General features: G+C 69.5%; 24 protein-coding genes. 4 read left to right on the top strand and 20 right to left on the bottom strand.

Annotation, left to right across the window (positions count from 1 at the left end; genetic code table 11):
* Positions 1-121 precede the first annotated feature (121 nt).
* The 8 genes from ACSQ9I_RS14880 to ACSQ9I_RS14845 all read right to left on the bottom strand — a co-directional run bounded on the left by ACSQ9I_RS14880 (position 122) and on the right by ACSQ9I_RS14845 (position 8,901).
* Positions 122-778: an HAD family hydrolase gene (locus ACSQ9I_RS14880; RefSeq protein WP_436304040.1), complete on the bottom strand. Its 657-nt coding sequence runs from the start codon at positions 776-778 to the stop codon at positions 122-124.
* Between the two features lie 25 nt (positions 779-803).
* Positions 804-2,705 carry an aminodeoxychorismate synthase component I gene (gene pabB / locus ACSQ9I_RS14875; protein WP_436313619.1) on the bottom strand — a complete coding sequence of 634 codons (1,902 nt, stop codon included), beginning with the start codon at positions 2,703-2,705 and terminating at the stop codon, positions 804-806.
* Entirely contained in the window at positions 2,706-3,239 is a 534-nt protein-coding gene (gene fae / locus ACSQ9I_RS14870; protein ID WP_093111717.1) for a formaldehyde-activating enzyme, read from the bottom strand.
* Between the two features lie 30 nt (positions 3,240-3,269).
* Positions 3,270-4,100, bottom strand: a complete 831-nt coding sequence (locus tag ACSQ9I_RS14865) for a formylmethanofuran dehydrogenase subunit C (RefSeq protein ID WP_436304038.1) — start codon at positions 4,098-4,100, stop codon at positions 3,270-3,272.
* A complete protein-coding gene (gene fhcD / locus ACSQ9I_RS14860; protein ID WP_436313618.1) occupies positions 4,097-5,026 on the bottom strand; it encodes a formylmethanofuran--tetrahydromethanopterin N-formyltransferase in 930 nt (309 codons plus the stop codon). The genes ACSQ9I_RS14865 and fhcD overlap by 4 nt, the downstream gene beginning before the upstream one ends.
* Positions 5,023-6,702, bottom strand: a complete 1,680-nt coding sequence (locus ACSQ9I_RS14855) for a formylmethanofuran dehydrogenase subunit A (protein ID WP_436313617.1) — start codon at positions 6,700-6,702, stop codon at positions 5,023-5,025. The genes fhcD and ACSQ9I_RS14855 overlap by 4 nt, the downstream gene beginning before the upstream one ends.
* Positions 6,699-7,940: a formylmethanofuran dehydrogenase gene (locus tag ACSQ9I_RS14850; protein WP_436313616.1), complete on the bottom strand. Its 1,242-nt coding sequence runs from the start codon at positions 7,938-7,940 to the stop codon at positions 6,699-6,701. The genes ACSQ9I_RS14855 and ACSQ9I_RS14850 overlap by 4 nt, the downstream gene beginning before the upstream one ends.
* Positions 7,941-8,172: 232 nt before the next feature.
* Positions 8,173-8,901 carry a HisA/HisF-related TIM barrel protein gene (locus ACSQ9I_RS14845; RefSeq protein WP_436313615.1) on the bottom strand — a complete coding sequence of 243 codons (729 nt, stop codon included), beginning with the start codon at positions 8,899-8,901 and terminating at the stop codon, positions 8,173-8,175.
* 27 nt (positions 8,902-8,928) lie between these two features.
* Here ACSQ9I_RS14845 and ACSQ9I_RS14840 point away from each other — a divergent pair, with 27 nt between their 5' ends.
* The 3 genes from ACSQ9I_RS14840 to ACSQ9I_RS14830 are packed head-to-tail and all read left to right on the top strand — an operon-like array spanning position 8,929 to position 11,586.
* Positions 8,929-9,915: an ATP-grasp domain-containing protein gene (locus ACSQ9I_RS14840; RefSeq protein WP_436313614.1), complete on the top strand. Its 987-nt coding sequence runs from the start codon at positions 8,929-8,931 to the stop codon at positions 9,913-9,915.
* On the top strand, positions 9,902-10,987 hold the full coding sequence (locus ACSQ9I_RS14835) for a hydantoinase/oxoprolinase family protein (protein ID WP_436313613.1): 1,086 nt from the start codon (positions 9,902-9,904) through the stop codon (positions 10,985-10,987). Before ACSQ9I_RS14840 ends, ACSQ9I_RS14835 begins: the two co-directional genes overlap by 14 nt.
* Positions 10,987-11,586, top strand: a complete 600-nt coding sequence (locus tag ACSQ9I_RS14830) for an amino acid kinase family protein (protein ID WP_093111702.1) — start codon at positions 10,987-10,989, stop codon at positions 11,584-11,586. Before ACSQ9I_RS14835 ends, ACSQ9I_RS14830 begins: the two co-directional genes overlap by 1 nt.
* Positions 11,587-11,605: 19 nt before the next feature.
* Here the strand turns inward: ACSQ9I_RS14830 and ACSQ9I_RS14825 are convergent, their stop codons facing one another.
* The 5 genes from ACSQ9I_RS14825 to ACSQ9I_RS14805 are packed head-to-tail and all read right to left on the bottom strand — an operon-like array spanning position 11,606 to position 17,021.
* A complete protein-coding gene (locus ACSQ9I_RS14825) occupies positions 11,606-12,310 on the bottom strand; it encodes a (5-formylfuran-3-yl)methyl phosphate synthase (RefSeq protein WP_436290391.1) in 705 nt (234 codons plus the stop codon).
* Complete coding sequence (locus ACSQ9I_RS14820) at positions 12,307-12,888, bottom strand: DUF447 domain-containing protein (protein WP_436313612.1); 582 nt, start codon at positions 12,886-12,888, stop codon at positions 12,307-12,309. Before ACSQ9I_RS14820 ends, ACSQ9I_RS14825 begins: the two co-directional genes overlap by 4 nt.
* A gap of 8 nt (positions 12,889-12,896) precedes the next feature.
* Positions 12,897-14,333: a DUF6513 domain-containing protein gene (locus ACSQ9I_RS14815; RefSeq protein ID WP_436290392.1), complete on the bottom strand. Its 1,437-nt coding sequence runs from the start codon at positions 14,331-14,333 to the stop codon at positions 12,897-12,899.
* Positions 14,312-14,965, bottom strand: a complete 654-nt coding sequence (locus tag ACSQ9I_RS14810) for a flavoprotein (RefSeq protein ID WP_436313611.1) — start codon at positions 14,963-14,965, stop codon at positions 14,312-14,314. Before ACSQ9I_RS14810 ends, ACSQ9I_RS14815 begins: the two co-directional genes overlap by 22 nt.
* Before the next feature lie 19 nt (positions 14,966-14,984).
* Positions 14,985-17,021: a sigma-54-dependent Fis family transcriptional regulator gene (locus ACSQ9I_RS14805; protein WP_436313610.1), complete on the bottom strand. Its 2,037-nt coding sequence runs from the start codon at positions 17,019-17,021 to the stop codon at positions 14,985-14,987.
* A gap of 294 nt (positions 17,022-17,315) precedes the next feature.
* Between ACSQ9I_RS14805 and ACSQ9I_RS14800 the strand changes: the two genes are divergently transcribed.
* On the top strand, positions 17,316-17,747 hold the full coding sequence (locus ACSQ9I_RS14800) for a dihydroneopterin aldolase (protein ID WP_436315757.1): 432 nt from the start codon (positions 17,316-17,318) through the stop codon (positions 17,745-17,747).
* Between the two features lie 82 nt (positions 17,748-17,829).
* Here the strand turns inward: ACSQ9I_RS14800 and fae (ACSQ9I_RS14795) are convergent, their stop codons facing one another.
* The 7 genes from fae (ACSQ9I_RS14795) to ACSQ9I_RS14765 all read right to left on the bottom strand — a co-directional run bounded on the left by fae (ACSQ9I_RS14795) (position 17,830) and on the right by ACSQ9I_RS14765 (position 24,520).
* On the bottom strand, positions 17,830-18,342 hold the full coding sequence (fae, locus tag ACSQ9I_RS14795) for a formaldehyde-activating enzyme (RefSeq protein WP_093111692.1): 513 nt from the start codon (positions 18,340-18,342) through the stop codon (positions 17,830-17,832).
* A 73-nt stretch (positions 18,343-18,415) separates the two neighbouring features.
* Positions 18,416-19,354: a triphosphoribosyl-dephospho-CoA synthase gene (locus ACSQ9I_RS14790; protein WP_436313609.1), complete on the bottom strand. Its 939-nt coding sequence runs from the start codon at positions 19,352-19,354 to the stop codon at positions 18,416-18,418.
* Positions 19,354-20,310, bottom strand: coding sequence for an ATP-grasp domain-containing protein (locus tag ACSQ9I_RS14785; protein ID WP_093111688.1), 957 nt, complete (start codon positions 20,308-20,310; stop codon positions 19,354-19,356). The genes ACSQ9I_RS14790 and ACSQ9I_RS14785 overlap by 1 nt, the downstream gene beginning before the upstream one ends.
* 30 nt (positions 20,311-20,340) lie before the next feature.
* Entirely contained in the window at positions 20,341-21,348 is a 1,008-nt protein-coding gene (mch, locus tag ACSQ9I_RS14780; RefSeq protein ID WP_436313608.1) for a methenyltetrahydromethanopterin cyclohydrolase, read from the bottom strand.
* Positions 21,345-22,496 carry an ATP-grasp domain-containing protein gene (locus ACSQ9I_RS14775; protein WP_436313607.1) on the bottom strand — a complete coding sequence of 384 codons (1,152 nt, stop codon included), beginning with the start codon at positions 22,494-22,496 and terminating at the stop codon, positions 21,345-21,347. Before ACSQ9I_RS14775 ends, mch begins: the two co-directional genes overlap by 4 nt.
* Before the next feature lie 14 nt (positions 22,497-22,510).
* Positions 22,511-23,428 (bottom strand): NAD(P)-dependent methylenetetrahydromethanopterin dehydrogenase, encoded by a 918-nt coding sequence (locus ACSQ9I_RS14770; RefSeq protein ID WP_436313606.1) that lies wholly within the window; start codon positions 23,426-23,428, stop codon positions 22,511-22,513.
* Positions 23,429-23,464: 36 nt separating this feature from the next.
* Positions 23,465-24,520, bottom strand: coding sequence for a beta-ribofuranosylaminobenzene 5'-phosphate synthase family protein (locus tag ACSQ9I_RS14765; RefSeq protein ID WP_436313605.1), 1,056 nt, complete (start codon positions 24,518-24,520; stop codon positions 23,465-23,467).
* Positions 24,521-24,635: the final 115 nt, after the last annotated feature.

Genomic DNA, 24,635 nt, shown 5'->3' with positions numbered 1-24,635 from the left:
GTGCAATCAAGAGGGCCGCGACCATGTGCTGGAGGAACTGACGTTGAGAGTTCACGGCGAAGGTCGGCTCCTGGCCGACTGTAGCCGGTCGCGCTGCCGGAGGACTCCCGACATCGGCCCTTCAGGCGCGTTCGAGAATTTCCCAGCCGGCATGCAGGGCCAGGGCGCGCAGGCGCTCGTCCGGGCACACCGCCACCGGATCCGAGACCGCGTCCAGGAGGGGCAGGTCGCTGATCGAGTCGGAATAGAACCACGACTGCTCGAGGGCCTCGAGGCTCATGCCTCGCGCGGCCAGCCACCGGCTCACATGCATCAGCTTGTGGGCGCCGAAGCAGGGGTCGCCGTTGATCGCCCCGTCGAGCGCATCGTTGACGACCAGCGACTGCGTCGCCAGCACGTCGGCAACGCCGAACAGCCGGCCAAAGGGCTCGGCGATGAGCCAGGTGGTGGCGGTCACGATGGCGCAGAGGTGGCCCGCGTCCTGGTGCCTGCGCACCAGCGCGCGCATCGCCTCGGGCACCTGCGGCGCCATCTCGGCCTCGAACTCGCTCGCCCATTGCCGCAGCACGGCGAGGCCGAAGCGCGCCAGCGGCGCGACGCTGATGCGATGCAGTTCGCGGATGTCCAGCGTGCCGGCCACGTACTGCTGGCAATAGCCCAGGTAGACCGACTCCGCATCCGCCGGCAGGACGCCGCGCGCGATCAGGAAGCGCGTCCAGGCCATGCCGCTGTCGAACGGAATCAAGGTGTGGTCGAGATCGAACAGCGCCAGCTTCATTTCCGGGCCGGGATCGAAACGCGCATCACGCCGCCGAAACCTCATGCGCCTGGAGCTGGAGCTGCGCCGGCAGTGCGCCCCGCAGCGCGTTGCACACCACGAGCGCCTGCGCCGCCTGCAGGTCTTCCCGGCGCAGCGTGCGTTCGGCGGCGCGCCACGCGGGATCTTCCAGCAGCACCTCGCGCATCACGCCGGGCAGCGCGCCGTCGTCAAGCGGCGGCGTCCACCAGCGCCCATCGATGCGCGCGAACAGCGTGCTGCGTCCGCCTTCGGCGAGCCGGCCGTCGGCCGTGAAGAACAGGCTGTCGAAGGCGCCGGCGCTTTCTGCGGCACGCACGCCGGCGTCGTAGTGCCGGCGCAATGTGGTCTTGTGCGCAGCCAACGGGTTCGCATCGGGCAATCGCTCGTCGGCGATCAGCAGCTTCACCGCGCCGCCGGCCAGGGGCGCCAGCGGTGCGTGCGTGAGACGAAGCCGCCCGTCATGCGCCAGCGCCAGGCGCAGGCGCGAGGGCTGCCGCGGCGCGAGTGCCGGCAGCGCGTCGCGCAAGGCCGCGAGCGATGCGTCGCGGTCGAAGGCGAAGCCCAAGGAGCGGGCGCTGCGCGCCAGCCGCGCCAAGTGTCGCTCCAGGTGCCGGATGCCTTCTGGGGTGGCATGCATGGTCTCGAACAGCTCGAAGCCGGGGTCGAGGCCGGTGAGAAAGCGGGCCTTGAGCCGGCACTCTTCGAACTCGTCGGCAGCGCGGCTGTCCTGCACGATGCCGGCGCCGATGCCCAGCCGCAGCGGCCGCGACTGCCCGGCCTCGGCGCCGAGCGTCAGGGTGCGGATCGCCACCGACAGGCAGAAGTCGCCGATGCGCGCGCCGTGCGCCGGCGCATCGACCCAGCCGATGGCGCCGCAGTAGAGCCCGCGCGGCGTGCTCTCCAGTGCGGCGATCCATTCCATCGTGCGGTGCTTGGGTGCGCCGGTGATGGAACCGCAGGGAAACACCGCGCGCAGCAGCTCGGGCATGCCGACCTCGGCGCGCAGCCTCGCCTGCACGGTCGAGGTCATCTGGAACACCGTGGCGTAGGGTTCGACGGCGAACAGCGCCGGCACCTTCACCGAACCGATGCGCGCCACGCGGCCGATGTCGTTGCGCAGCAGGTCGACGATCATCACGTTCTCGGCGCGGTTCTTGGGGTCCACCGAAAGCAGGCGCGCCATCTCGCTGTCGCCCTCGGGCGCGCCGCCGCGCGCCGCCGTGCCTTTCATCGGACGCGCTGTCAGCACGCCGGCGTCGTGGCGCAGGAAGAGTTCGGGCGAGCACGAGAGCACGTGCGTGACATCGCCCTCCCCCTCCTTCTCGCTCTGCGGCAAGGCGATCAGCGCGCCGTAGGCCACGGGCTGGCGCGCGCGCAGCCGCCGGTACAGGCTCACGGGCGAACCGTAGCTTCGGCCTTGCAGGCGGTAGGTGAAGTTGACCTGGTAGGTCTCGCCCGCCCGGATGGCGGCGTGAATGCGCGCGATGGCATCGGTGAAGGCGGCCTCGTCTATGCTGGACACGAGCTCCATCACGCCGGCTGCTTGCGGCTCGCCGGCTTCGGACGATTCGCTCTGTTCGCGCTCCGCGAGCCAGGTGGCGACCTCGTCGGCCGAGAGCCTCGCGCATTGGCGAAACATCAGCACCCGCAGCGCCGAAGCATCTTCCGATGCGAGCCGCGCCTGCCCGGCATGCAGCAGCTTGGCACCCCACTCGTAGTCGGCCAGAAGGACCGCGTGCAGGCCCTGCCGCAGATCGGCATCGACCTGGTCCCACACGGTGTCGAGACTCGCCGGGTCGGTGCACCGGTGCTGGCGGACATAGCCGGTGTACAGCCGGCTGGTCGGCCGCTCGCGCGTCGAGGCGCAGTCGTCGAGCAGCGCGAAGCTGAGACAGTCCCTAGGCATTCAGCTCCAGTCGTCCATGTCGTGCTTGATCCGGTGGCGGTTGGCGATCAGTTCGTCCACGGTGGGCTCGTTGTTCAACGCGCGCCGGATCGCGAGCTTGGTGGCCTCGTAGTTGGTGCGGTACATGTCTTTCTTGTCGAGATTGTCGTCCCTGGCGCATCGCGGATCGATCCACACCAGGCTGATGATGCACAGCTCGTTGGCCAGGTCCTTGGGAATGATGCCCTCGATCAGGCAATCGACCACCGCGTCAGCGGTCGCGCTCTGCACCACCCCGCCGAAGAGCTCGATGTTGGCCGAATCCTTGAGCGTGACCTTGGGCACCATGATGGTCGCCGGTCGCACGAGCTGGTTGCAGGCGCGGATCGCGAACATCGCCGTGTGGCCCTTGCTCTGCGCCATCATGCCGGCGAAGGCGGCGCCCACCGGCCCGTCGACAAGGCCGATCAGGATCTCCGGCATGGCATCGGTGAACTGGCCGTCCTTGGCGAGCACGGTGGCCTCGCCGGCGTGGAAGAGATGGGGATGCGTCACAGAAACTCCAGATGTTAGAAGAGCCGTGGGTCACGGGTTCACGTAGATCAGCTCGCCCTTGCCATCGGCTGCGAGATCGCCCAGATGGCGCTCGATGCGGCGCGCTGGCAGTTCGCCGAAAGCTCCGCCATGGCGCGCCAGATCGCGCGCCAGCAAAGCCCAGAACACGGGGGTCGCGGCGCGATTCGCCACGAAGGTCGGCATCGTCTCGACGCCGATCGGCACGGCCGCGCCGGGCCCCGCAAACACCACGCTGCCGCGACGCATGCCATGGCCCGCATGGACGCCGACACGGCCACCTACGGCGATGGTGCCCGCGACCATGCGCGAACCGAGGAAAGCCCCCACGTCGCCATGGACCAGGGCGGTGCCGCGCCGCATGCGGTCGCCGAAGCGCTCGCCCGCATTGCCGCGGACGATAAAGGTGCCGCCGCGCATGCCGTCCATGCTGCCGGGCAAGGTGCTGGCGGCGAAGTCGCCGACATCGCCCTCGACGGTGAGCGTGCCGCCCGCCATTTCGCAAGCAGCCAGCAGGCCTGCGCGGCCCTCGATCTGCAGCTCGCCTGCGCGCATGCAGCCGCCCGCATAGTCGCCGGCATGGCCCTCGACGCGAATGCGGCCGCTGTCCATCTGCCAGCCGATGCGGTCGAAGCGTTCGAGACTGCCTTCGAAATGCAGCACGCCCTCCTCGCGCGGCGCGATGTCGAAGAGTTCCGCCAGCGCCAGCGTCGTGTTGCCATGGCCGACCGGCAGCCGCTCGACCTGCTCGATCGGGAGCCCTGCAAGCACGGCCGGCGTGATGCCGCGTAGATCGACGCGCAGCGCAGGCGCCTGCCGCAGCCTGAAATGCCACCCGCTCATTGGTCATCTCCCGCGGCGAGCAGCCTGCGCAGATGGAAGTGGAACGGACCCAGCTTGCCGCCGTAGTTGCCGGCGGAAATGCGCAGCAGTCCGCCGGGCTGTCCGATCGCCACGGCGGCCTCCATGCCCACGCGCATGGCCGCGCCCACGTCGGCCTCCGTCAGGCCATCGATCACGATCTCCATCACGCAACCGATCTGCTGCGCCGGCCCGCCGCGCGCCAGTTCGCTATGCGCCACCAAACCTACCAAGGTGGGGCAAAAGGCGTCGTTGGTCGACGCGCTGAGCGCCGGGTACTTGCTGCCGACCTTCGAGCCCGAGCGCACCACGCCGCCGGGGAAGGGCATGATGACGTTGGGCAGCTGCTTCATCGCCGCCACCGCGGCCTCGGCCACGGCCAAGGCCGCATCGGTATCGCGCGCCAGCAGCAGCAGGTTGCCGCCGCCGACGGCCTTGACCACCGCCGTGGTTTCCTGCGCGACGAACTCGCCGTCCATCACCGGCACGCGCCAGTAGCGAACACCGGCGATCACCTTGCTGGTCTGCCAGCCGTCGCCGAAGAAGCGCAGGTTCTTGCCCAGGGCCACGGCTTCGCCCTCCGCGATGCCGGCGAACACCGCCGTCGTCGGGCAGGTCAGCACACATTGGCCGACACGGCGTTCGATCTGCTTCGCCAGCTCCTTGCCCGACATCGAGAAGATCAGCACCGCAATGCCCGGCCGGCCATCGGGCGTTTCCTCGGGCGCCAGTTCGCGCTCGATGCCGGCTTCGCAGCCGCAGGCGATCACCGAAGTCGCGAAGCCGGTGGCCGACACCGCCGCGTGGCGCGCCCAGACGGGGTTGTGCGCCGTGATGACGATGCGCGTGGCCTTCATCGGGAATGCCTCGGCGAAGCCGTCGTCGATCGCGACGCCGTTGACGATCATGAGGTCCCCTCGAAACAGGCCGCCGGCAGCAGGCGCCCACCGCGGCAGCACTGGCACAGTTCGTCGTGACCGATCGCGAGGTGATCGAAGTTGACCGACCCTTGCGCGGCGAGGTGCCGGCGCAGCCGTTGCTCGATGCCGCGGTCGTACTCCGGCGCGACGAAGTGGGTGCCGCCCACGGGCACCGCCGTCACGCGGCCGGCGCGCGATACCAGGACGCCGTCCTTGAACACGTACGCGGGCGTCGCGAACATGGCCTCGCGGTTGCCGTCCTCGCGGTACACCGCGATGTCGGCTGCCGCGCCCGCGCCCAGGTGGCCGCGGTCGCGCAGGCCCAGCAGGCGGGCGGGACCGGCGCGCGTCATGATCGCAATCTCGTAGAGCGACAACTCGCGCGTGATCGAGCGCAGCGCGGCGTGCGCAGCCACCTCGGGATGCAGCTTGGCCAGTTGCTCCTCCCGAAAGCTGCGGTCCATCAGCAGGCGGATCAGGTGCGGATAGCTGGTGAACGGGCCGCCGTTGGGATGGTCGGTGGTCAGCACCACGCGCCATGGGTCGTCGACCAGCAGGAAGATCTCCAGCCCGATCACCCACTGCAGCGCATTCACGTAGCTCTGCTCGCGATACCGGAAGGGCACTACGCCACAGCCTGCCTCGCATTCGATGTCGGCACCGATCCATTTGCGTGGATCGGCCAGGCCCGACTGCGCGTGCTGCCGCATGGTGTCGCCGGAGGCCGTGACGGTCTGCCCGAACATGATCTGCCCGACGTCGATGCTGACGTTCTTGTGCGCGTTCACCGCCTCCGCGAGTTGCAGGGCGGCCGAGAAGAACTTCTTCGGCCCCTCGGTGCCATAGGCATGGAACTGGATGTGCGTCAGGTGTCCGGGCAAGCCCTCCAGCGCGGCGATGGTGTCCAGCGTGGACTGGATATTGCCGGCCACCCCGAGGTTGCTGCCGTGGATGTGCAGCGGATGCGGCACCCCCAGCTCGCGCAGCGCGCGCGCCAGCGTGTGCACCACCTGCCTGGGCGTGATCTGCCAGTGCACGTGGTTTTCGTCGACGTCGAGCTTGCGCTGGTTGAACTTGAAGGCCGAGATGCCGCCTGGGTTCACCACCTTCACGCCCATCGCCTTGCTGGCGTTGATGGTCCAGCCGGCGTAGTCGCGGATGCGTTCGAAATCCCAGCGCTCGGCCAGCATGCGCAGGAACAGCTCGTCGTTGCCGAGCATCACGTAGGCGCCATGGTCGAGGATCGGCGTGTCGCCCATTTCCATGTGCGTATGGCGCGCATTGCAGGCCATCATGGCTGGCTCGAAGGCGGCCGTGTAGCCCATCTCGACGTAGCGGTAGCCGGTGGCCAGCGTGCCGGGCGTGCAGGTGCCGCAGGAGGCCATCTCGAGCGCGTTGTCGGGCAGCGCAAGAGGGTTGGCGTTGGCCCGATGGTCTTCCGGCATCAGCATGCGCGCGAGATTGACCTTGCCGCCGCCGATGTGGGTGTGCATGTCGATGCCGCCGGCCATCACGATGCAGCCGCTCGCGTCGATGTCCTCGGTCGCGGCGCCATGCGGCGCCGGCTCGACGATGCGGCCCTCGCGCACATGAAGATCGCGCACCTCGTCGCACCCGTTCGCCGGATCGATGACGCGGCCGCCGCGCAGGCAAAGGGTCGTCATTGCGCAAGCCCTCGCCTCAGTGCCTGTACCGACTGGGTCAGGCGCCGGACGACGTCGCTCACGCTGGGCAGCCCGTCGTCGTACAGCGGCCGCAACGGCAGCAGGACCGAGCCGTCGGTGCGGAAGAGATGGCCGCCGGACCCGATGCCCGGCGTCGACACGGGGATGAACACCAGCTCGCGGGGAGGCATCGCTTCCTGCTGCAGCCGCATCTGCGGATGGCCCAGGACGATGCGCGGCAGGTCCACCGGCGGCGGCCCGGGTTCGGGGCCGAAGCTCGACACCCACAGCAGCGTGTCCACCGCGCCATCGGCCAGCAAGCGCTCCGCATCGAAGCACAGCGGCTCATGCTCGAGTCCCGCAGGCCCGGCACGCGAACGCAAAGGCAGGCCGGACAGCCAGGCGAACACCTGGTTCACGGTCGCGGCGCCGTCGTCGCCGCCCAGCGACAGCGAGGCCGCGCGCGTGCTGCGGTTGAGTGTGGCGACGATGCGCTGGATGCCTTCGACGATCAGCGCGCCGTGGGCGGGCAGGCATCCGGGCTCGTACACCAGCACCGCATAGCGGGCTGCATGCAGACGCTCCGACAGTGCTGCGAGGTCGGCCGGCACGCGCGCATCGTCCGCAGCGAGACGGCCGGCCACGAGCGCCGCGAGCAGCGCCACGGTGTCGAACAGATCGCCGTGCAGCGGCAGGATCTCGGTGCGCGCGCCCTCCGGCCCGCCCACGCCGCAGCGGCGGAAGAATTCCGGATAGCGCGGCGTGGGCTCCCCGGTCATGCAGACGATGAGGTCGGCCCGGGTCCTCACTTCGGCCAGCGTGGTCGAGAAGCCGCCGCGATCCTGGAGCGCGCGCAGGCCGTGCATCAGCGCCGGTCCGCGGGCCGGGTCGCAGATGGCACCCGTTTCGCAAGCCAGCGCATAGAGTGCCCGGGCGCCCGCGACGTCGGTGCCGAGGCCGCCGAACAAGGGCTGGCGGCTGGCCGCGAGCAAGGATGCGGCGGCGGCCAGCGCGGTATCGAGATCGCAGTCGCGGCCGTCGAGCCGCGGCCGCTCGGTTGCGGCCGCGCCGCCGAATGCGGCCAGCGCACTGCGCGCGCGCGGGCACTCGCTGCCGGTCAGCCTGGGCGGCGTGCCGGGCGGCGCGAGTTCCACGCCGAAGCTGTCGCACAACAAGGGGCAGAAAGGACAGGTCCACGGGGCTTGGCCGGGCTGCGCGCTTGCGTCGACTGGAGTCATGGGCAGGCAACCACGCAAAGCACGTGCCATTCACCCGCCAGGCGAGCCGTGCCTGGCCGAAGCCCGGCTGACACACCCGTTATGAGACAGAGTGTTGCGCTTTCGGGCGGTCAATGCGCGCCGGCAAGCGCCGATGGCAGGGCGCGCGAGCCGCTCGCGGGATGGCACGGTTCGTGTGTGCAGGGCGCTGATGGCATGCCCTCGAACCTTCCTCCCGCCGGGCGTCCTCGGTTCAGCGCCGCAACCGCGGCAGCTGCAGGTCGTGCAGCGCGCTGGCCACGAGCCAGGCATCGGCGCCCGCCGCGCTGGCGCGCGCCAGGTCGTCCTCGCTGCGGATGCCGCCCGCACCGATCAGCATGGCGCGCGGCGCCAGGCGGCGCACCTCCTGCAAGGTATCCAGGTCCGGCCCGGCGCCGGAGCCGACGCGCTCGAGCGTCATCACGATCAGCCGCTGCGGCCACAACTCCACCGCGTCCCAGCAGCCGGCGGCGTCGAGGCGCTGGCCGTCGCGCCGGTCCAGCGACAGCGCGGCCCGGACTTCGTCTTCACCGGCGCCGTTGCCGAAGCAGCGCGCCAACGCCTCGCGCGAACGCAGGGATTCGCTGCCATACACGAACACGATGCGCGAGGCGAACGGTGCCAGCTGGCGGCGCAATGCCTGGCCGGCCGATGCATCCGCCAAGCCCGCGTCCAGCCAGAGCTCGATCTCGGGCAGCGCCTGCAGCAGATCGACCAGCACCGCAATCTGCGTGGCCCGGCCCTGCAAGGCATCGAGGTCGGCCACGTACAACTGCCGCGCCGCACAGTGATCGCACAGGATGCGCGCCACCGTCACCGGATCGCTGCTGGAGCACAGCGCCGACACGATCGGCCGGTACGCTTGCCGGTCGCCGCGCACGGCACGCACCACCTGGCCTTGCAGCAGGTCGATGACGGGGATCAGGTTCAATTCGGAGATCATGGGTAAGCACCCGGAAGGAGGATGGAAATGACGACACGCGTGTTTGTTTACGAGTATCTCAGCGGCGGAGGCTGGACCGACTACGGCGATGACGCGGCGGCCGACGAGCTGCTGCCGCTGGGGCTGTCGATGCGCGATGCCATGGTCGCAGACCTGATGCGCGTTCGCGATTGTTCCGTGTCGGCGGCCACCTGCGTCCCCGTGGACACCCTGCCCGCCCGCGCCGCGCCACTGCGTCCGCTCGCGGGCGAATCGGCCTTCGCCTTCGTGGCGCGGCAGAGTGCGCTGCACGACATGGTCTGGCTGGTCGCGCCCGAGACGGACGGCCTGCTGGCGCGCTTCCAGCGCATCGTGGGCGATGCGCGCTGGCTGGGCTGCAGCGCCGAAGCCATCGAACTCACCGCCGGCAAACACGCCACGCTCGTGCACCTGGCCGCGCACGGCGTGACGACACCACTGGCCTTCGAGCATGCGCCCGAGGTCGAGCGCTGGGTGGTCAAGCCCGACGACGGCGCGGGCGGCGTGGCCACCCACGTGCACACCCGCCGCGCGGCTGCGCTCGAGGACCAGGCCCGGCGCGCGCAGGCCGGCGCGGCCGTCACGCTCGAGCCCTGGGTCGAAGGCGAGGCCCTGAGCCTGTCGCTGCTGTGCACAGAGCAGAATGCCGAGATGCTGAGCGTCAACCGCCAGCGCATCGCGCTCGATGCGCAAGGCAGACTTTCCTTCGAAGGCGTGACGGTCGATGCGCTGGGCCGCGACGATCCGCGCACGCGTCCCCTGGCCGCCTTGGCCATGCAGGTGGCGCGCGCCATCCCGGGCCTGCGCGGTTTCGCCGGCATCGACCTGGTCTGGCATCCGCAGCGCGGGCCGGTGGTGATCGAGGTCAATCCACGCGTCACCTGCGCCTATGTCGGGCTCTCGGCGGCCCTGGGCCGCAACCTGGCGGCTGAACTGGTGGCGAGCCGCTTGCACGGCGACACCCAGGATCGGGAACTTGCGCGTGCCCACGTCTGAACGCACCACCATCGGGTGGGACATCGGCGGCGCACACGTCAAGGCCTGCCTGCTGCAAGGCGGCGAGGTCGTCGACGTGGCGCAATGGGGGTGCCCTCTCTGGCAGGGCCTGGACCATCTGGTGCGCGCATTGCAAGCCGCGCGCACGCGCTGGCCCGCGCTCGAGGCCGCGCAGCATGCCGTGACCATGACGGGCGAGATGGTCGATCTGTTCCCCGACCGCGAGGACGGCGTTCGAAGCATTGCCGCCACGCTGGCGGCCGCGCTGCCGGTTCCGCCGAGCGCGCTGCATTTCTTTGCCGGCGATGCCGGCTGGTGCGCCGCCGCGGAGGTTGCCAGGCAATGGGAGTGCGTTGCCTCGGCCAACTGGCTCGCGACGGCGCGGCATGCCGCGCTCACGCTGCCGGAGGGCGTGCTGGTCGACATCGGCAGCACGACCACCGACCTGATCGCGTTCGGCAACGCGCGCGTGCTGACCGCGGGCCGCAGCGACGCCGAACGCCTGGTGAGCGGCGAGTTGGCCTACCACGGCGTGGTGCGCACACCCCTGTGCGCACTGACCCAGCGCATCACATGGCGCGGCCATGCGCGCCATGTGATGAACGAATTCTTCGCCACGACCGCCGACGTCTACCGGCTCAGCGGCGAGCTGGATCCGGCGCACGACCTGCACCCGAGCGCCGATAACGCCGCCAAGAGCCTGCCGGCGACGCGCCAGCGTCTCGCACGCATGGTGGGACTGGACGAACGCGATGCCGCCGCCGATGAATGGCTCGATCTGGCACGGGCCTGGCGCAGCGCCCAGCTCGAAGCACTGGCCGCGCAGTTGCGCCGCGTGCTGGCCGCGCATGCGCTCTCCCGTGAAGCCGTGATCGTCAGCGCGGGCTGCGGCGCCTTCCTGGTGCCCGAGCTCGCAGCCGCAGCCGCCGAAGCGGCCCCGCGACGGCGCGCCGCCTATGGCAGCGATGTAGCCAAGGTGGCCCGCCAGGCGGCGGCGGGCACCGCAGGCTGGGCGCAAGTGTGCGCTCCGAGTGTCGCGGTGGCGGCGCTGTTCGAACGGGAGCACGACTGATGTGGGTCGTCAAGATCGGCGGCAGCCTCTGTGCCGACCCGGTGCTGCTGGAGTGGCTGGATCTGCTCACGCAGATCGGCGGCGGCCGCGTGACGATCGTCTGCGGCGGCGGCAGCTTCGCCGACGAAGTGCGACGCGTCCAGGCGCACTGGCAGTTCGATGACCTGGCCGCCCACAACATGGCGGTGCTGGCGATGGCGCAGACCGCCTACCAGTTGCACGCGCTGAATCCCACACTGCAACTGGCCGCGCGCAGGACCGACATCCCCGATCTGCTGCACCAGGGAAAGACCGCGCTGTGGCTGCCCCTCGAGCTGCGGCGCGACCAGCCGGACGCACGCACCGGCTGGGACGCCACCTCCGACACCATCGCGCTGGACCTGGCGAAGCACCTCAACGCCGAGCAGCTGGTGATGGTCAAGTCCTGCGCCATCGACCCGGGGCTGACACTGGCCGAGCTGGGTGATACCGGTGTGGTCGACCCGCAGTTTGCCGAGCTGTCCGACGACGCAGCCTTCCCGATCACCTTGCTTCACAAGAGCCAGGTGGCGACCATGCGCGCGCTGCTGCTGGGCGAAGCCACCTACGCTGCGCGCTGAGCGCCGGCGCAGGAGAAGATCAAGCGGGCATGGGCTCGTCGACGGCCTGCCCGTGCAGCAGCGCGGCCAGCGCCGCCAGCCGCTGCGGGCACAGCGCCGTCTTGCGGTCGCCAACGCAAACGGCACTGCGAAAGCCCGCGAAATCGGGCGCCAGCGCCTGCAGCAAGGGAATATGCGTCGTGCGCAGCGCGCCCGCCAGCCCGACCAGCCGGCCCGAGGCGCGCACCAGCGCCAGAAAGTGGCGCAGGTCCGCCATCGGGACCGCATCGAACAGGCTGCCGGCCTGCTTGTCGGCGGTGTCGGCCATGAGCGCCGGAAACTCGAGCCCACAGGCATGCGCGACCAGCGCCGCATCCAGGCCGCGGTCGGCAACGAAGACCGGCACCACCGGCCAGTCGCAGGCCGCCAGCGCGTCGAGCACGGCGAACGCCTCCGGCCCCCGCTCGATGCCGACCTTGACGTAGTCGACGCCGCAGGCGCCGACGGCCTCGACCTGGGCCCGGATGCGAGGCAGCGCGTGCATCGGCAGGTCGCCGATGGTCGCGCTCACGGGCCGTGCGATGTCGTGCGCTCGCAATGCACTCACGATGGCGGCGATCGTCGCCACCGGCAAGCCGCCCAATGCGCCCTCGCCGGGCTCCTTCAGGTCGATGAAGTCGGCCCCGCCGCGTGCCGCGAGCAGGGCCTCCTGCACGCTGCGGACACTCACGAGCATGCGCGTCATGATGTCCGCTCCTGCGCGCGGGCATGGTGCTGCGCGACCGCGGCGCGCAGCCATTCCCACGCTTCGCGCTCCTCGGGTCCCGCAGTCTTGTCGATCGCGATCTGCAGATAGCTCATTTCGGTTTCCACTTTCTCGGGTGCCAGCATATGCAGGCGGCTGACCAGCACGGCCCCTTCAATCACCGCGGCCTGGGCGCGGTTGAAGCCGGCGAAGGGTGCGTGCGTGGCCTCGTGCACGGACATCATGCGCAACACCGGCCGCTGCGCGTCGTCGCGGCGCTCGGCCAGCTCCAGTTCGACGTGGCGCAGCGCACAGGCCAGCCGCACGCCGTCGATGCGTTCGGCCGCATGCGTGGGCCAGAGCTTGCGGCCGGTCACGCAGCCGGCGAACACGCGGGTGTCGCACACGATGTTGAGCACCGCACGGCCGGTGGCCACGATGTTGTCGTGCGTGGTGGAGGGCTTGAACGGCATCAGCACGATGCCGCCTTCCTGGTACCGAACTCCCATCGGCGCCACATGCGCCTGCCCGCCGGGCGCCACGGTAGTCACCACGGCTTCGAAGATCTGGTCGTTCATGGGAGTGCTCATGGCCCGGGCTCGGCCGCATTGTTTGTCGGCGCCTTCATGGTGCTTCCCGGCGCGCACCAGCGCGCCAGGTCTTCGGTGGCCCGCGGCGCGGCGCAGCCCCAGTCCAGCGGCTGGTCCTGCACGTAGCGCTTGCCCAGCTGCCAGGCGATCTCCGCGCGCGCCAGCTCGACACCCATGTAGAAGGCATGGTCCGCATCGTCTTCCAGCTTGAGCTGCGGCCAGAGTTCGAAGGCGCCCTGCCCCAGGCGCATGCCGTCGCGGTTGTACACGTGCAGGCCGAGGGGCGAGATCTGCACGCGGAAGTTCGGGTCGCGCACCTGCGCGGCGATCTCGCCGATTTCTTCCGGCGTGTCGGGAAACGGATGCTTGGCATGCACCGTCATCAGCGCGTCGCTCATGCCCTTGGGCAAGGTGCCGTGCTGAGCCGCCGCATGCATGATGCGGCGCGCCCAGTCGGCCTCGCACACCGCGCGGCGCGCATGCTGACTGACCTGGGTCGTCAGGACAGCGGCAACGTTCAGTTCGGCGGCGATGCCGAACAGCACGGCATTGATGCCGCTCGTGTCGGCCTCGGTGAGCTCGGTCAGGTTGCCGACGCCGAGCATGATCGGCGCGTCGGGAAAACGCGCGCGCAGCCGGTGGTAGCGCACGATCGAGGCAGTCAGCCCGAACGGTATCGGATCGAGGATCGAATCCGCCAGGAAGGCGCGCCCGCGGCGCTGCATCTGCACCACCGCTTCGTACAGCGACTCCTCGTCGGCCGGAACGCGCGGGATCAGCACCGGCGTCGCGGCGACCTCGTCGGCGATCCACAGGCTGTCCAGCGTGAGGCTCAGCAAATAGTCGGCGCCGGCCTTGCCGCCGCGCAGCAGTTCCTGTGAATCGCTCGAATCGACGCTGACCTGGAAGCCGGCGGCCTTCAGCGCCTGCACGCTCTCGGCCAGATGATCGAAGCGCGTCTCGGGCAGGCAACCGAGGTCGATGACGTTGGCGCCGTCTGCAGCCAACCGCTGCGCCCGCTCGATGATCTGCGCCACCGACAGCCGCGGCGCATCGACGATCTCGGCGAAGATCGCAACCTGGTACTCGTTCAGGTCGATGTGCTGCGCAGCCCGGTTGAAGTGGCGCGGCAAGTCCTTCAACTCCTGCGGACCGCGCTCCACCGGAACGCCGTAATGAAGACTCAAGGCCTCGACATCGCCACGGCAGCGGCCCGGCACGATGATGCGATCGGCACGCCGCTTCTCGCCTTCGCCTTCGCTCAACACGGGCGTCGCCACGCGGCGGCGGATCAGGTCGGCCGTCATGAGCGCCGCCACCTGCAGCCCGATCTCTCGCACTTCCCATGTGAACGGGGCCGCCTCGATGCCGGCCAGCACCCGCGTGAGGCTGGCTTGGGCGAGGCGCCCGGTCAGGAAGACGATGTGTTCCATGCGAGAGAGAGTTCCTTCAGTCGTGCATCGAGCACAGCTTCGAGTTCGGCCGGTGAAGAGACCACCCGGCAGAAGTCGATGCCGCGCAGCCGCTCCACGTTGTCCAGTTCGATGCGCCGCGGGCGCAGCGTCACCCAGTCGTGCGGCGACTTGGTGACCACCACCGGTTCCGTATCGCATGCAAACACGATGCCAGGGATGCCGAGCTTGCCGGCCTGGGCGAACATGTTGGTCGGCAGCGTATCGCTGATGCCGAACGCGCACTTGGCCACCGTGTTGCTGGTCGCCGGCGCGACCACGACGGTGTGATAGATGTCGTCGTAGAGCATGCCCACCGGCACGCCGCTGGCCGTCTTGTCGCGGAACACGCGAAAGCGCGGTTTCAGCGTCTCGATGTGCAGCTTGTAGATCGGCAGCACTTCCTCGGCAGCGGCCGAGAGGAACAGGTCCACCGCCGGCAGCCGCGCCGCGAGCGCGAGCGACTCCTCGAGGAAATGACCGGAGCCGGTGATGCACCAGGCCAGGCGCGAACGCGGCGGCGCTGCAGGCAGCTGCGGCTCGCCGGCTTCGAGAGCCAGGCCGGCGCCGCGCGGGTCGATGGCGACCGCATCGGAGTGCCCCAGATTGGCCATGGCCGATGGATGCGCGGACTCAGTCCGGCGGGGAGATCTCGATGTTGAGCTTGTGGAGTTTTCGGTACAAGGTGTTGCGGCTGACATCGAGCGCCTTGGCGACGTTGCTCACGTTCCAACGATGCTGCTCCAGCATCTGCAACAGTACCTGCCGCTCGTTGGCCTGAATCGGGTTGAGTTTGACCGTGGGCGCAGCGTCGGCAGATGCCGTGTTCGCCTCGGCACCCGTCAGCTCGGCGGCCGGCAGCGCAGCATGGGCATGCAGGGACGACGGCGCCTGCCGCGCCGCGAGCGAAGGCAGGTGTTCCCTCGTGATGGTCTTGCCGTCGGCCAGCGCGGCCGCGGTGCGCAGCACGTGGCGCAGCTGCCGCAGGTTGCCGGGCCATGGATGGGCCATCAGCAGGCGCTCGGCCTCTTCGCCCAGCCTGCACGCACTGCCGCCTTCGTCCGCCAGCACGGCCTGGATCAGCTCGCGCTTGTCGCTGCGGTCGCGCAAGGGCGGCAAGTCCAGCTCGATGCCGGCCAGCCGGTAATAGAGGTCCTCACGGAATCGGCCTTCGCGCACCAGGCTCGGCAAATGGCGATGGCTCGCGCTCACGAGCTGGAAGTCCACAGGATGGGTTTCCTCGGTGCCGAGCGGCGTCACCTGGCGCTCGTCGAGCACACGCAGCAGGCGGGCCTGCAACTCCAGCGGCATGTCGGCGATCTCGTCGAGAAACAGCGTGCCGCCATCGGCCTGCAGGATCTTGCCGCGTCGTCCGCTGCGCTGCGCGCCGGTGAAGGCGCCGGCCTTGTAGCCGAAGAGCTCGGATTCGATCAAGGTTTCGGGCAGGCTTGCGCAGTTGACGGCAACGAAGGCGCCCTCGGCATGCGGACTGGTCTCGTGGATCGCTCGCGCGAAGACCTCCTTGCCGGAACCGGTCTCGCCGCACAACAGCACCGGGGTGCGGCGCGCTACCACGCGCCGCGCGGTGTCCAGATGGGCCACGAGCCGCGCGTCCTTGAAGGTGCGGATGATCGGCGCGCCACGCCCGGCAGACACTCGCGACGGCACGCGAAAGCCTTCGCCCTGCGCCTCGTCCAGTGCCACGATGCCCATGCCCGCCACACGCGCGGGCGTGGCAGCGTCCGACGCCGGCCGGCGCGCCACCGCGAAGAAGCGCAGCGCCGCCTTGGCGCGGTAGGCCACGACCGGGTGGAAGGAGGAGGACAGGCTGCGCTGCAGGATGTCTTCGAGCGAGGTCTGGAACAGGTCATCGATGCGCTGGGAACGAATCTCGTCCATCGATTGCAGGCCGAGCTGGAACAAGGCGCTGCGGTTGGCCGCAAGAATGCGCCCGTCCTCTCCGACCGCGAGCTTGCCCTCGTGCAGCGTGTAGACGAATTCGGGCCGGCTGTGGAAATGCAGCGGATGCGCATTCGAGAAACGCTTGTCGATGAGCCGGTTCTCGATCATGCGCGCCGTCATGCCCAGCAGGACCAGCACATGCTGCTGCATCAGGCTGGAGCGGCTGGTCACGTCGAGCACCGCGATGATCTCGCCGGTCGGATCGAGCACCGGCACCGCCGAACAAGTCAGCTGCGTGAACTGGCTGAAGAAATGCTCTTCCCGCCGCACGGAGATCGGATGCGCGGCCGCGAGGCAGGTGCCCATGCCGTTGGTGCCGGCTTCGGCTTCGCCCCACATGCCGCCGGCATGCAGGCCCATCGGCTCGACCTCGGCAGCGAACTCGGGCGAAGACACCATGTGCACGATCACGCCGTCGGTATCGGTCAGCACCACGGCGGACTCGGGGTCCGCGAGCTGCTGATAGAGCGTGGTCATCTCGTAGCGTGCGCATTCGATCACGTCAGCATGCTGGTTGCGCCGGCTTTGCAAGGCCGCAGACTCGATCACCACCGGCTCGCGCGCGCGTCCTGGGTCGAGCTGGTACTGATTCAGGCAGCGGCTCCACGAGCGCGTGACCAGATCGTTGCCCTCCTCGTGAAATCCTCGTCTCACGACATCGAGCACACGGTCGGCGTGTCGATCACCTTGCCGCGGCATCAATGTCATTGGAGTTCTCCGGCGCGTTTCATCGTGTCTCCTTGGTCGGCTCATTGTTGTGCTTGCCGGCATGCCGCGCACCCGGTGAAACACCGAGCCGGGGCAGCGCCGGAGCAGGTCCGTTCACTGGCCTGCATTTTGCGTTGATGAATCCCGCATGGGGGGCTCGACTCGCCAGCGGACACACTTTCAAACACATTCGAATTCACCTGGAGACATCACTTGAACACCAGCCTGCGTCCCTCCATCGACCACCCTTCCAATGTCTCCCAGGTCTCCGACACCGCCGATGCGACGGCACCGATGGACCTGATCTTCATCGAGGGCTTCAATGGCGAGACGGTGATCGGCATCCACGAGTCCGAACTGCACCGCCCGCAGCCGCTCCTGATTGACGTGTACGCAGGCGTGCCTCGCGCGCATGCCTGCGACACCGACTGCATCGGCGACACGATCGACTACAGCGTCGTGCGCGAACGCCTGCACAGGCTCCTGGTCGAACACCGGCTGCAACTGCTCGAGGCTTTCGCCGAGGCCATCGCCGACATTCTCATCGACGAATTCCGCGCGAGCTGGGTTCGCGTCAAGGTCGTGAAGCCGCGCAAGTTCGACGACGTGCAATCGGTCGGCGTTCAGATCGAGCGCCACGCGCCGACGTACCGCACGTCGAGATCGGCTCACAGCGCGACGGTGCTGAATTTTCTCGCCAGCGGCATGGTGCCCGCCAAGCGCTGAGCGCGCCGCGCCTCGCTCCGAGGCGAAAGAAAAGAAGCCGGCCCGGTTCACGCGCCGGCTTCTTCTCGTTAGTGCTTGTGGCCTACAGGTGTGCCGCGAACGGATGCGCAGTCGTGCCCTTCTTGTCCACCACTTCGGCGGCTGTGGGCGAGCCCGAAACGGCGCGCTGGATCGCCTCGCGCGTCGCCTGGTAGTTGTAGTCCTGGATCTTCTTGTCGTCGTCGGCGAGCCAATGGATGAATACGCCGACGCACAGGAACAGGTTGTCCGCCTCGGCCATGGGGATGGTGCCATCCTCGACGCTGTCGACCACCGCCAGCGCCACCGCGCGCTGCGCCGGTCCGAACATCTGCACCGCCTGCTTAGCGCCCTTGATGGTCACTTTGTTGAACATCACGGTCGCCGGCTTGGTCAGCAGGTTGGGGGCCACCACAGCGAGCAGCGAGGTAAAGCCATCCTTGTTGTTGGTCAACGCGTGGGCGAAGGCGGTTTCAGCGGCGCTGCCGCGCGGGCCGATGAGCAGGTCGATGTGGGCGACTTCATTGCCCTCGCCGACGAGCGATTCGCCCACCATCAGTCGATCGATTTTTGCCATGGTTTCGGGTCTCCTCTAAGGTGATACGGTCGTTACGACACCGGCCAGGATGACCAGCGCAATGTCATGGGTATCACGATCCGTGCCATCCGTTCGCTGCTTCGCGCGCGGGCGTCGCGCACGAGCCGATCCAGCCCGCAAGCAGCAGCGCCGCCACCGTGAAATCGGCGCTCGTCCCCGGGTTGATGCGTGCGGCCTTCAGTGACAGATCCCAACCGGCGAAGTCGGGCTCGGCATCGAGCACGGCGCCTGCGCGCTCGCGCTCACGCCAGGCCTGCGCCGCCGTCATGACAGTCTGTGCCACGCGCTCGCCGTGATTTCGCACAATGTGTGAATCCGCAAAGCCGCTCAGGCAAGCCAGGTAAAGCCGTTGGACGGAAGCCACAGTGGCGGCATCGGGCGGCGCCTCGCCGTCGACCGGCCCTTCGCCGCAAGTCATGCCGTGGACCGGCGCCTGGAAGGCCAGTGCAAACAGATCCGCAAAGCCGTCGCGGTACTGCCGCGCGATGAGATCGCGCTCCGCAGCCAGCGCCATCGCAGCACGCAGGTCGATGCTCGGATCGTCGTGCACATCCTCCGCCGGGGCATTTCCCAGGCCGCCAGGGCGCGCGCGCGCAATCGCGCGATAGGCCGCGCGTGCATCATCGATGTCGAGCGCGGCCAGCACGGACTCGACCGCAGCATGCAAGGCCGCACAGGTCGTGGCGCCGGGGTGGCGCTCCATGGCCAGCGCGATCGGCGCGCCCAGCAGCAGGATGCCGAGGTTGGTGTTGCATCCGGCGACCGCCCAAGTCGCGGCCACGGCGCGCTCGATGCGCCCGCCCACACATAAGCCGGGTTCGAACAGCGCGCCCGCCGCCGCTTGCGCGCTGGCGATGAACATCGAGGCCTGCATGCCGTGCCCCGGAGAGACGAGGCTGACGTTGCCCGGCTTGCGCACCGCGACGTCGAGCCAGCAGGCCCGCAGGAAGCAGGCCCGGGCCCTTTCGATCGCCGCCTGCTGCGCGCTCATCAGGCGCGGCGCTCCGGAGCCACGCCCTCCTCCAGGCGGCGGCGCGCCTGCGCCATCTTGCGGTCCAGCAAGTCGTCGACGATGGCCCCGGCGATGTTGAAAGCCGTCACGCGCTGCAGCCCCTGCCAGGCAGCGACGCCATTGACTTCCAGCACCTGGATCGGCGGCCCGCTCGCCGCTGCGATGAGGTCCACGCCCGCGTAGTCCATGTCCAGCGCGAGCGCGGCGCGTTCGGCCAGCTGCGCGAGCGGCTGCTCCAGTTCGGCAGGCTCGCAGCGCGCACCCTGGGCCACGTTGTGGACCCAGTGCGCGCTCACGCGCCGCATCGCGGTCAGCGCGCGCCCGCCCACCACCAGCACGCGCCAGTCGAAGCCCGGCGCAGCCACCGGCGGCACGAAGCGCTGCAGATATGCCAAGCCCGCGTAACGTGCGTCGGTGTCGGGCATCGGGTGATGCACGCCGTCGACCTCGCCCACCAGCTGCAGGTCCTTGCCCTGCGAGCCGAACAAGGGCTTGAGCACCAGCGCATGGCCCGCAGCCGTCTCGCGCATCGCAATGCGCCGGGCCTGGGCCGCCGATTCCGTCGCCCAGGTGGCGGGGGCCGGAATGCGCGCGGCATGCAGCAGCAGGCTGGTCATCGACTTGTCCACCGAGCGCTCGATCGCGCGGGCATCGTTGTAGACCGGCACGCCCAGCTCGCGCAGCGCGTGCAGCACGCCAAGGCGCTTCGTGACCTGCTCGAAACTGCCGCCGGCAATGCCCCGGACCAGGACCGCGTCGGGCAGTTCGCGCCCGTAGCCGGGAATGACCAGGCCATGCCATGCCGCAGTGGTGTCGATCTGGCAGGCCGCCAGGTCGACGCAGCGCCCTACCGCGCCGCGCGTGCGCAGCGCGGCTTGCAGCTGGCGCGTGTGCCAACCGATCTCGTCGCTCATGATGACCACGCGAATGGTCATGGGCTCACCCCGCGCATGCGATCCATCATTTCAGGCCTCCTGCAGCCACAGGCGCTGCAGCAGCGCCATGTCGGACGCCCCGCCGTGCCAGGTGTTGCCGCTGTCGAGATTGCTGACCCATACCTCGGCCGGGGCGAACAGCGCGCCATCGATCTTGTAGAAGTCGTACGCCACCTCCTTGAAGATCTCCGCGAACGAACGCCCGTAGTCGCGCGAGTTGCGCGAGGGCAGCGCACGGGCCAGCGCGCGGGCCGCGTCGTCGTCGCCGCGCACTGTCAGATGCACGCGGCCGCCGTACAGGATCGCGTCGTTGGTGCGCCCCATGGCCTCGACGCCATCGCTGCTGGGCGACGGCAGCGGAGCGCTGGCGTCGCCATCGACGATGTCCGCCAGCGCATAGCCCAGTTCGTGCGCCTTGTGCAGCGCCACTTCGAGCACGCGCGCCACCACCTGCGTGGTGCCCGCGAGACTGGTGGTGGGCGTGAGGATCAGCGTCAGCGCCTGCGCGGGCAGGTCGCAGTCGCGCAGCAGCTTGTCGACCACGATCTTCGGCGGCGTGCGATCGACTTCCAGCACGAGCACGCCGAAGTCCGCGCGATCGCGGTAGCCCAGCTCGGCGAAGAGTTTTTCCTTGACCGCCAGCGCGCGCGCCGGACCGGAGCCGAGCGAGAAGAACTTCTTGCCGCCGGTCTCCTCCTTGGTCGCCGACAGGCTCCAGCCCGCGTACTGGCTGCCCAGGCACGCCAGTACCGGCTGCGAACTGCGCACGTCGAGCCAGGTCGGCCAGCCTTCGGCGCTGCAGCCGCTGCGCAGGTGCACATGCCCCAGTCCACCCATGCAGATCTCGCCGATCCGCAGCCCGGCAGCCACGCTGCCGCGCGCCTCGATGCCGGCATCGACGATGTGGACCCCGGTGTCGTCGCGGCGCACATGCAGGCCCAGCGCATCGGCATCGGCCAGCAGGCGTTCGACCAATGGCTGCGCCAACAGGTTGACGCTCAGGCCCGCGGCCGCCGCCGGCGAGGAAGTGTTGCTCATGCCAAGGTCTCCAGTGATTGCAGCAGCCGCTCGCGGCCTTCGTTCAAGCGCGTGCGAACCTGCTGGGCGCTGCTTGCGCTCGCCGTCAGGGTGCACACGGGGTCGTCGATGCCGAAGCGCTGGCCGGCATCGGGGAGGTCGCGGATGCCGGGCCATGCGGCGAGCCGCTGCGCTGCCGGCGCGTCGAGCTGCAGGGCTCGCGGCGCGAACACGATCTCCATGCCTTCGACATCTTGCGCATGCGAGGGCGTTGCCGGCGGCAACTCCCCGTCCATGCAGGCGCGCAAGTGCGCCTGCATCAGGCCCGGCGAGCCGGCCGGCCGACGGTAGAGGCTCATGCTCGCCGGCGGCCTCGGATTGACTTCCAGCACGCCGATGGCGTCGCCGTCGCGCATGAAATCGAGACTGCACAGGCCGCAGAGCTCGAACTCCGCGGTGAGCGCCAGCGCGATGGCCGTGACGCGGCGCGCCATGTCGGCCGCTACGGGGACCGGGCCGACCGCGCCGCAAAAAACAAAAGGCCGCGCGCCGAAACTGCGCACGCTCAGTTCGTTGAAGCCGAGCACATGGACATCGCGTCCATTGGCGATGAAGGTGACCGACATCGGCAGCCCCGGCATCTCGCGCTGGTAATAGCGGTGCGCGCTGGGCCGCTCGTCCTTCGGCCAGGGCGCGCGGCGAACATGCCAGCCGCCGCAGCCATGTGCATCCTTCATCAACCACCCTGCAGGATTCTCGGGAGGCTCGAAGCTCACCTGCGGATGCGGCATGCGCTCGGCCGCGAGAAAGCCGAAGAACACCACCGGATCGCGCAGGCGGCGCACCGCGGCCGCTGCAGTGCCGATCAGCGGCAGTACGGCCGCGCCCTGTTCGAGCAACGCGGGCTCCCCCTCGAAACCGCTGCCCGCCACCCATCCCACGACCGGCCCCCCGCCTTCACGTTCGCGCGCCAGCTCGCGCAATGCGGCCAAGACCCGCACGCCATCGATATGGAGGCTTCCAGGCGCGCCGATCGGCAGCCAGCGCGAGGCCGCGCGACGCGTGTCGACATCGCCGAACAGGTCGAGCGCGACCACGTCGAAGCCATCGTGCGCTGCCGCCTCGGCCATGGCACGCGCGGAGATTGCGGCGACTGCGAGCGTGCGCATCGCGCGAGCGCGCCTCACGCCGTCTTGCCGGCCTGCTCGGCCAGGAAGGCGCGGGCAACCGCGAAGGCCTCGGGAAAGCTCAGCACCTGCGCCTTCTCGGCCTCGCACATCTGCACCAGCAAACGATGCTGCGTCTGGTACTTGACGTTGCCCACCGCCAGCGCGCCGATGCCGACGGCCTGCGTGCCGGCCAATGGCTTGGCGTCGTCCATCACACCGACGCCGGCGATGCCTTCGGGCGGCACGGCATTCACGTCGGCCGCGACCTTGAGCCGGGTGGCGACGCCGAGCGCCTCGTTCGATACCACCTGAACGCCGGCCGCCGCGCAGGCCAGCAGCACATCGGCCTCGGCGATGGACCTGCGCACCGCGGCCGGGTCGCCGCCGGACAGGCCGTGCAAGGTCACGCCGAAGCGCCGCCCGGTTTCCTGAGCGGCTTCCTCAGCCGCGTCGATACCGTTGCGGCTGGACAGAAAGACCTCGGCGCCGGCCTGCGCGGCGATCACGCCGGCCACGCGGCCTACCGGGCCCGTGCCGCCCAGAATCACCACGCGCTGGCCTTCCAGACCTTGGGGCTGGTGGCGCTTCAAGGCGACCTCGACACAGGCCACCATGGCCGCGGCGGTGGTGTAGGCGCCGCTCGGATCGGCCATCAGCGAGACGACGAAGGGCTTGACCATCGAGGTCCTCGCGCGCTCGAGCATGTCGGCGGCCAGCTGCGCATCGCGTCCGCCGATGAAGATGCCGGTGCGTGCGACGCCCTTCGGCCCGCGCGAAAAGATGGTGTCCTGCGTCAGTGCAGTGATGCGATCGAGGTCCACCTCGCAGTAGGGCACGATGATCTGATAACCCGCATCCGCCGCCATGTTGATGTCGAAGGGACTCATCTGGCGGCCGGGCGTGAACATGTGGAGGATGCGGGGACGTTCCATGGGAGCTTTCGGTGTGGATGGTTGTCTGCGGCGTGTTCAATCGATGCGCGGGTCCGAGCTGACTTCGCACACCATCGCCGCGTGGTTGCGGCCGGACACGATGCGCAGCTTCAGATGGGCGTCGACCTGACCGGCTGCCTGCGCGGCTTCGACCAGCGCTTCGGCGCGCGCTTGCGAAGGCAGGATGGCGAAACCCGTGGGACCCCACGAGCTTTGACCGATCGCGGCCGACGGCCCGGCCTTCGCATCGCGGCTCGCCTCGGCGATCCACTGCATCAGCCGGCTGACCGCCGGGCTCGTGAAGGCACCGCCCTGCGCCGGCGCGAAGTGCTCGCCGAGCAGCTGCTGCATCCGGCGGATGCCTGCGGCGAACGGCGCGAATTCCGCGCTCGCCGCCCCCGGCAGGATGCGCATCAGGACCTGGTGGCAGATGTCGGCGGCGCTGGCCTGCGGCAAGGGCGGCAAGGTGGCAATGGCCTTCTTTTCCGCGCTGCCCGACAGGCCCCGATGCGAGGGGTCCTGGGCCACGACGATGCGCCACGCCTCGGGGAAGGCAACGCGCGACAGCAGCGGCGCGGGCAGGCCGTCCGTGCCGGGGCCGCCATCGACGAGCAAGCCTCCGGCGTCGAAGCCCGCGATCCCGACGCCCGATCGCAGGCCGCGGCCGAGCCATTGCGCCAGCGTGGCGGTGTTCAGATCCAGGCCATGCCAGTGCGCGAAGGCCCGACCGATGGCGCACGCGAGCTGTGTGCCGGAGCCGAAGCCCGCGTGAGGCGGCAACACCTGCCGCAGCCGCAGGGACAGCGGCGCATGGCGGCCGCTGCGCTGGCGCAGCAACTGCAGGAAGGCGCCGGCGCGATCGAGTTCCGCTTGCGCGGCCGGCGTATCCCCCGTCATGCGGTCCGAGGCCGCCCCTGCCAGCTCGACCTCGGTCGTGAAGCCATCGATCACCAGCCCAAGGCTGCCGAACGCGCGCCCCAGCGAGCCGGCGGGATCGAGAAAGCCCAGATGCAGCCGCCCGGGCGCGTCCACGCACACCGTGCGCACGCTCAGGTGGGGCCTGGAAGCAAGGGCGGTGTCGGGTGGGGTCATGGGCGGTGTCGTGCGACGAAACGAAGGTTGGACCTGCTTGTCAAAGCAAGGGCCGTTCCGCCGGCGCGCCCACAGGGCCACACCGCGCCTTGGCTCGTGGTGCGCGCCGCTGATG

The sequence above is a fragment of the Variovorax sp. LjRoot84 genome (assembly GCF_964254305.1).
GTDB lineage: Bacteria > Pseudomonadota > Gammaproteobacteria > Burkholderiales > Burkholderiaceae_C > Variovorax.
Note: the sequence above shows the minus strand (reverse complement) of the source record. Positions and strands in the feature narration are given on the sequence as shown.

What these genes read in the sequence shown, in the direction of transcription:
- ACSQ9I_RS14825 (WP_436290391.1), bottom strand. Translation starts at nt 12,310, where the DNA reads ATGACGCGCATGCTCGTGAGTGTCCGCAGCGTGCAGGAGGCCCTGCTC.
- fae (WP_093111692.1), bottom strand. Translation starts at nt 18,342, where the DNA reads ATGGCAAAAATCGATCGACTGATGGTGGGCGAATCGCTCGTCGGCGAG.
- ACSQ9I_RS14805 (WP_436313610.1), bottom strand. Translation starts at nt 17,021, where the DNA reads ATGACATTGATGCCGCGGCAAGGTGATCGACACGCCGACCGTGTGCTC.
- ACSQ9I_RS14785 (WP_093111688.1), bottom strand. Translation starts at nt 20,310, where the DNA reads ATGACCATTCGCGTGGTCATCATGAGCGACGAGATCGGTTGGCACACG.
- ACSQ9I_RS14865 (WP_436304038.1), bottom strand. Translation starts at nt 4,100, where the DNA reads ATGAGCGGGTGGCATTTCAGGCTGCGGCAGGCGCCTGCGCTGCGCGTC.
- fhcD (WP_436313618.1), bottom strand. Translation starts at nt 5,026, where the DNA reads ATGATCGTCAACGGCGTCGCGATCGACGACGGCTTCGCCGAGGCATTC.
- ACSQ9I_RS14880 (WP_436304040.1), bottom strand. Translation starts at nt 778, where the DNA reads ATGAAGCTGGCGCTGTTCGATCTCGACCACACCTTGATTCCGTTCGAC.
- ACSQ9I_RS14840 (WP_436313614.1), top strand. Translation starts at nt 8,929, where the DNA reads ATGACGACACGCGTGTTTGTTTACGAGTATCTCAGCGGCGGAGGCTGG.
- ACSQ9I_RS14790 (WP_436313609.1), bottom strand. Translation starts at nt 19,354, where the DNA reads ATGAGCGCGCAGCAGGCGGCGATCGAAAGGGCCCGGGCCTGCTTCCTG.
- ACSQ9I_RS14820 (WP_436313612.1), bottom strand. Translation starts at nt 12,888, where the DNA reads ATGAACGACCAGATCTTCGAAGCCGTGGTGACTACCGTGGCGCCCGGC.
- ACSQ9I_RS14815 (WP_436290392.1), bottom strand. Translation starts at nt 14,333, where the DNA reads ATGGAACACATCGTCTTCCTGACCGGGCGCCTCGCCCAAGCCAGCCTC.
- ACSQ9I_RS14830 (WP_093111702.1), top strand. Translation starts at nt 10,987, where the DNA reads ATGTGGGTCGTCAAGATCGGCGGCAGCCTCTGTGCCGACCCGGTGCTG.
- ACSQ9I_RS14845 (WP_436313615.1), bottom strand. Translation starts at nt 8,901, where the DNA reads ATGATCTCCGAATTGAACCTGATCCCCGTCATCGACCTGCTGCAAGGC.
- ACSQ9I_RS14770 (WP_436313606.1), bottom strand. Translation starts at nt 23,428, where the DNA reads ATGGAACGTCCCCGCATCCTCCACATGTTCACGCCCGGCCGCCAGATG.
- ACSQ9I_RS14800 (WP_436315757.1), top strand. Translation starts at nt 17,316, where the DNA reads ATGGACCTGATCTTCATCGAGGGCTTCAATGGCGAGACGGTGATCGGC.
- mch (WP_436313608.1), bottom strand. Translation starts at nt 21,348, where the DNA reads ATGAGCAACACTTCCTCGCCGGCGGCGGCCGCGGGCCTGAGCGTCAAC.
- ACSQ9I_RS14775 (WP_436313607.1), bottom strand. Translation starts at nt 22,496, where the DNA reads ATGCGCACGCTCGCAGTCGCCGCAATCTCCGCGCGTGCCATGGCCGAG.
- pabB (WP_436313619.1), bottom strand. Translation starts at nt 2,705, where the DNA reads ATGCCTAGGGACTGTCTCAGCTTCGCGCTGCTCGACGACTGCGCCTCG.
- ACSQ9I_RS14855 (WP_436313617.1), bottom strand. Translation starts at nt 6,702, where the DNA reads ATGACGACCCTTTGCCTGCGCGGCGGCCGCGTCATCGATCCGGCGAAC.
- ACSQ9I_RS14810 (WP_436313611.1), bottom strand. Translation starts at nt 14,965, where the DNA reads ATGGCCAATCTGGGGCACTCCGATGCGGTCGCCATCGACCCGCGCGGC.
- ACSQ9I_RS14765 (WP_436313605.1), bottom strand. Translation starts at nt 24,520, where the DNA reads ATGACCCCACCCGACACCGCCCTTGCTTCCAGGCCCCACCTGAGCGTG.
- ACSQ9I_RS14850 (WP_436313616.1), bottom strand. Translation starts at nt 7,940, where the DNA reads ATGACTCCAGTCGACGCAAGCGCGCAGCCCGGCCAAGCCCCGTGGACC.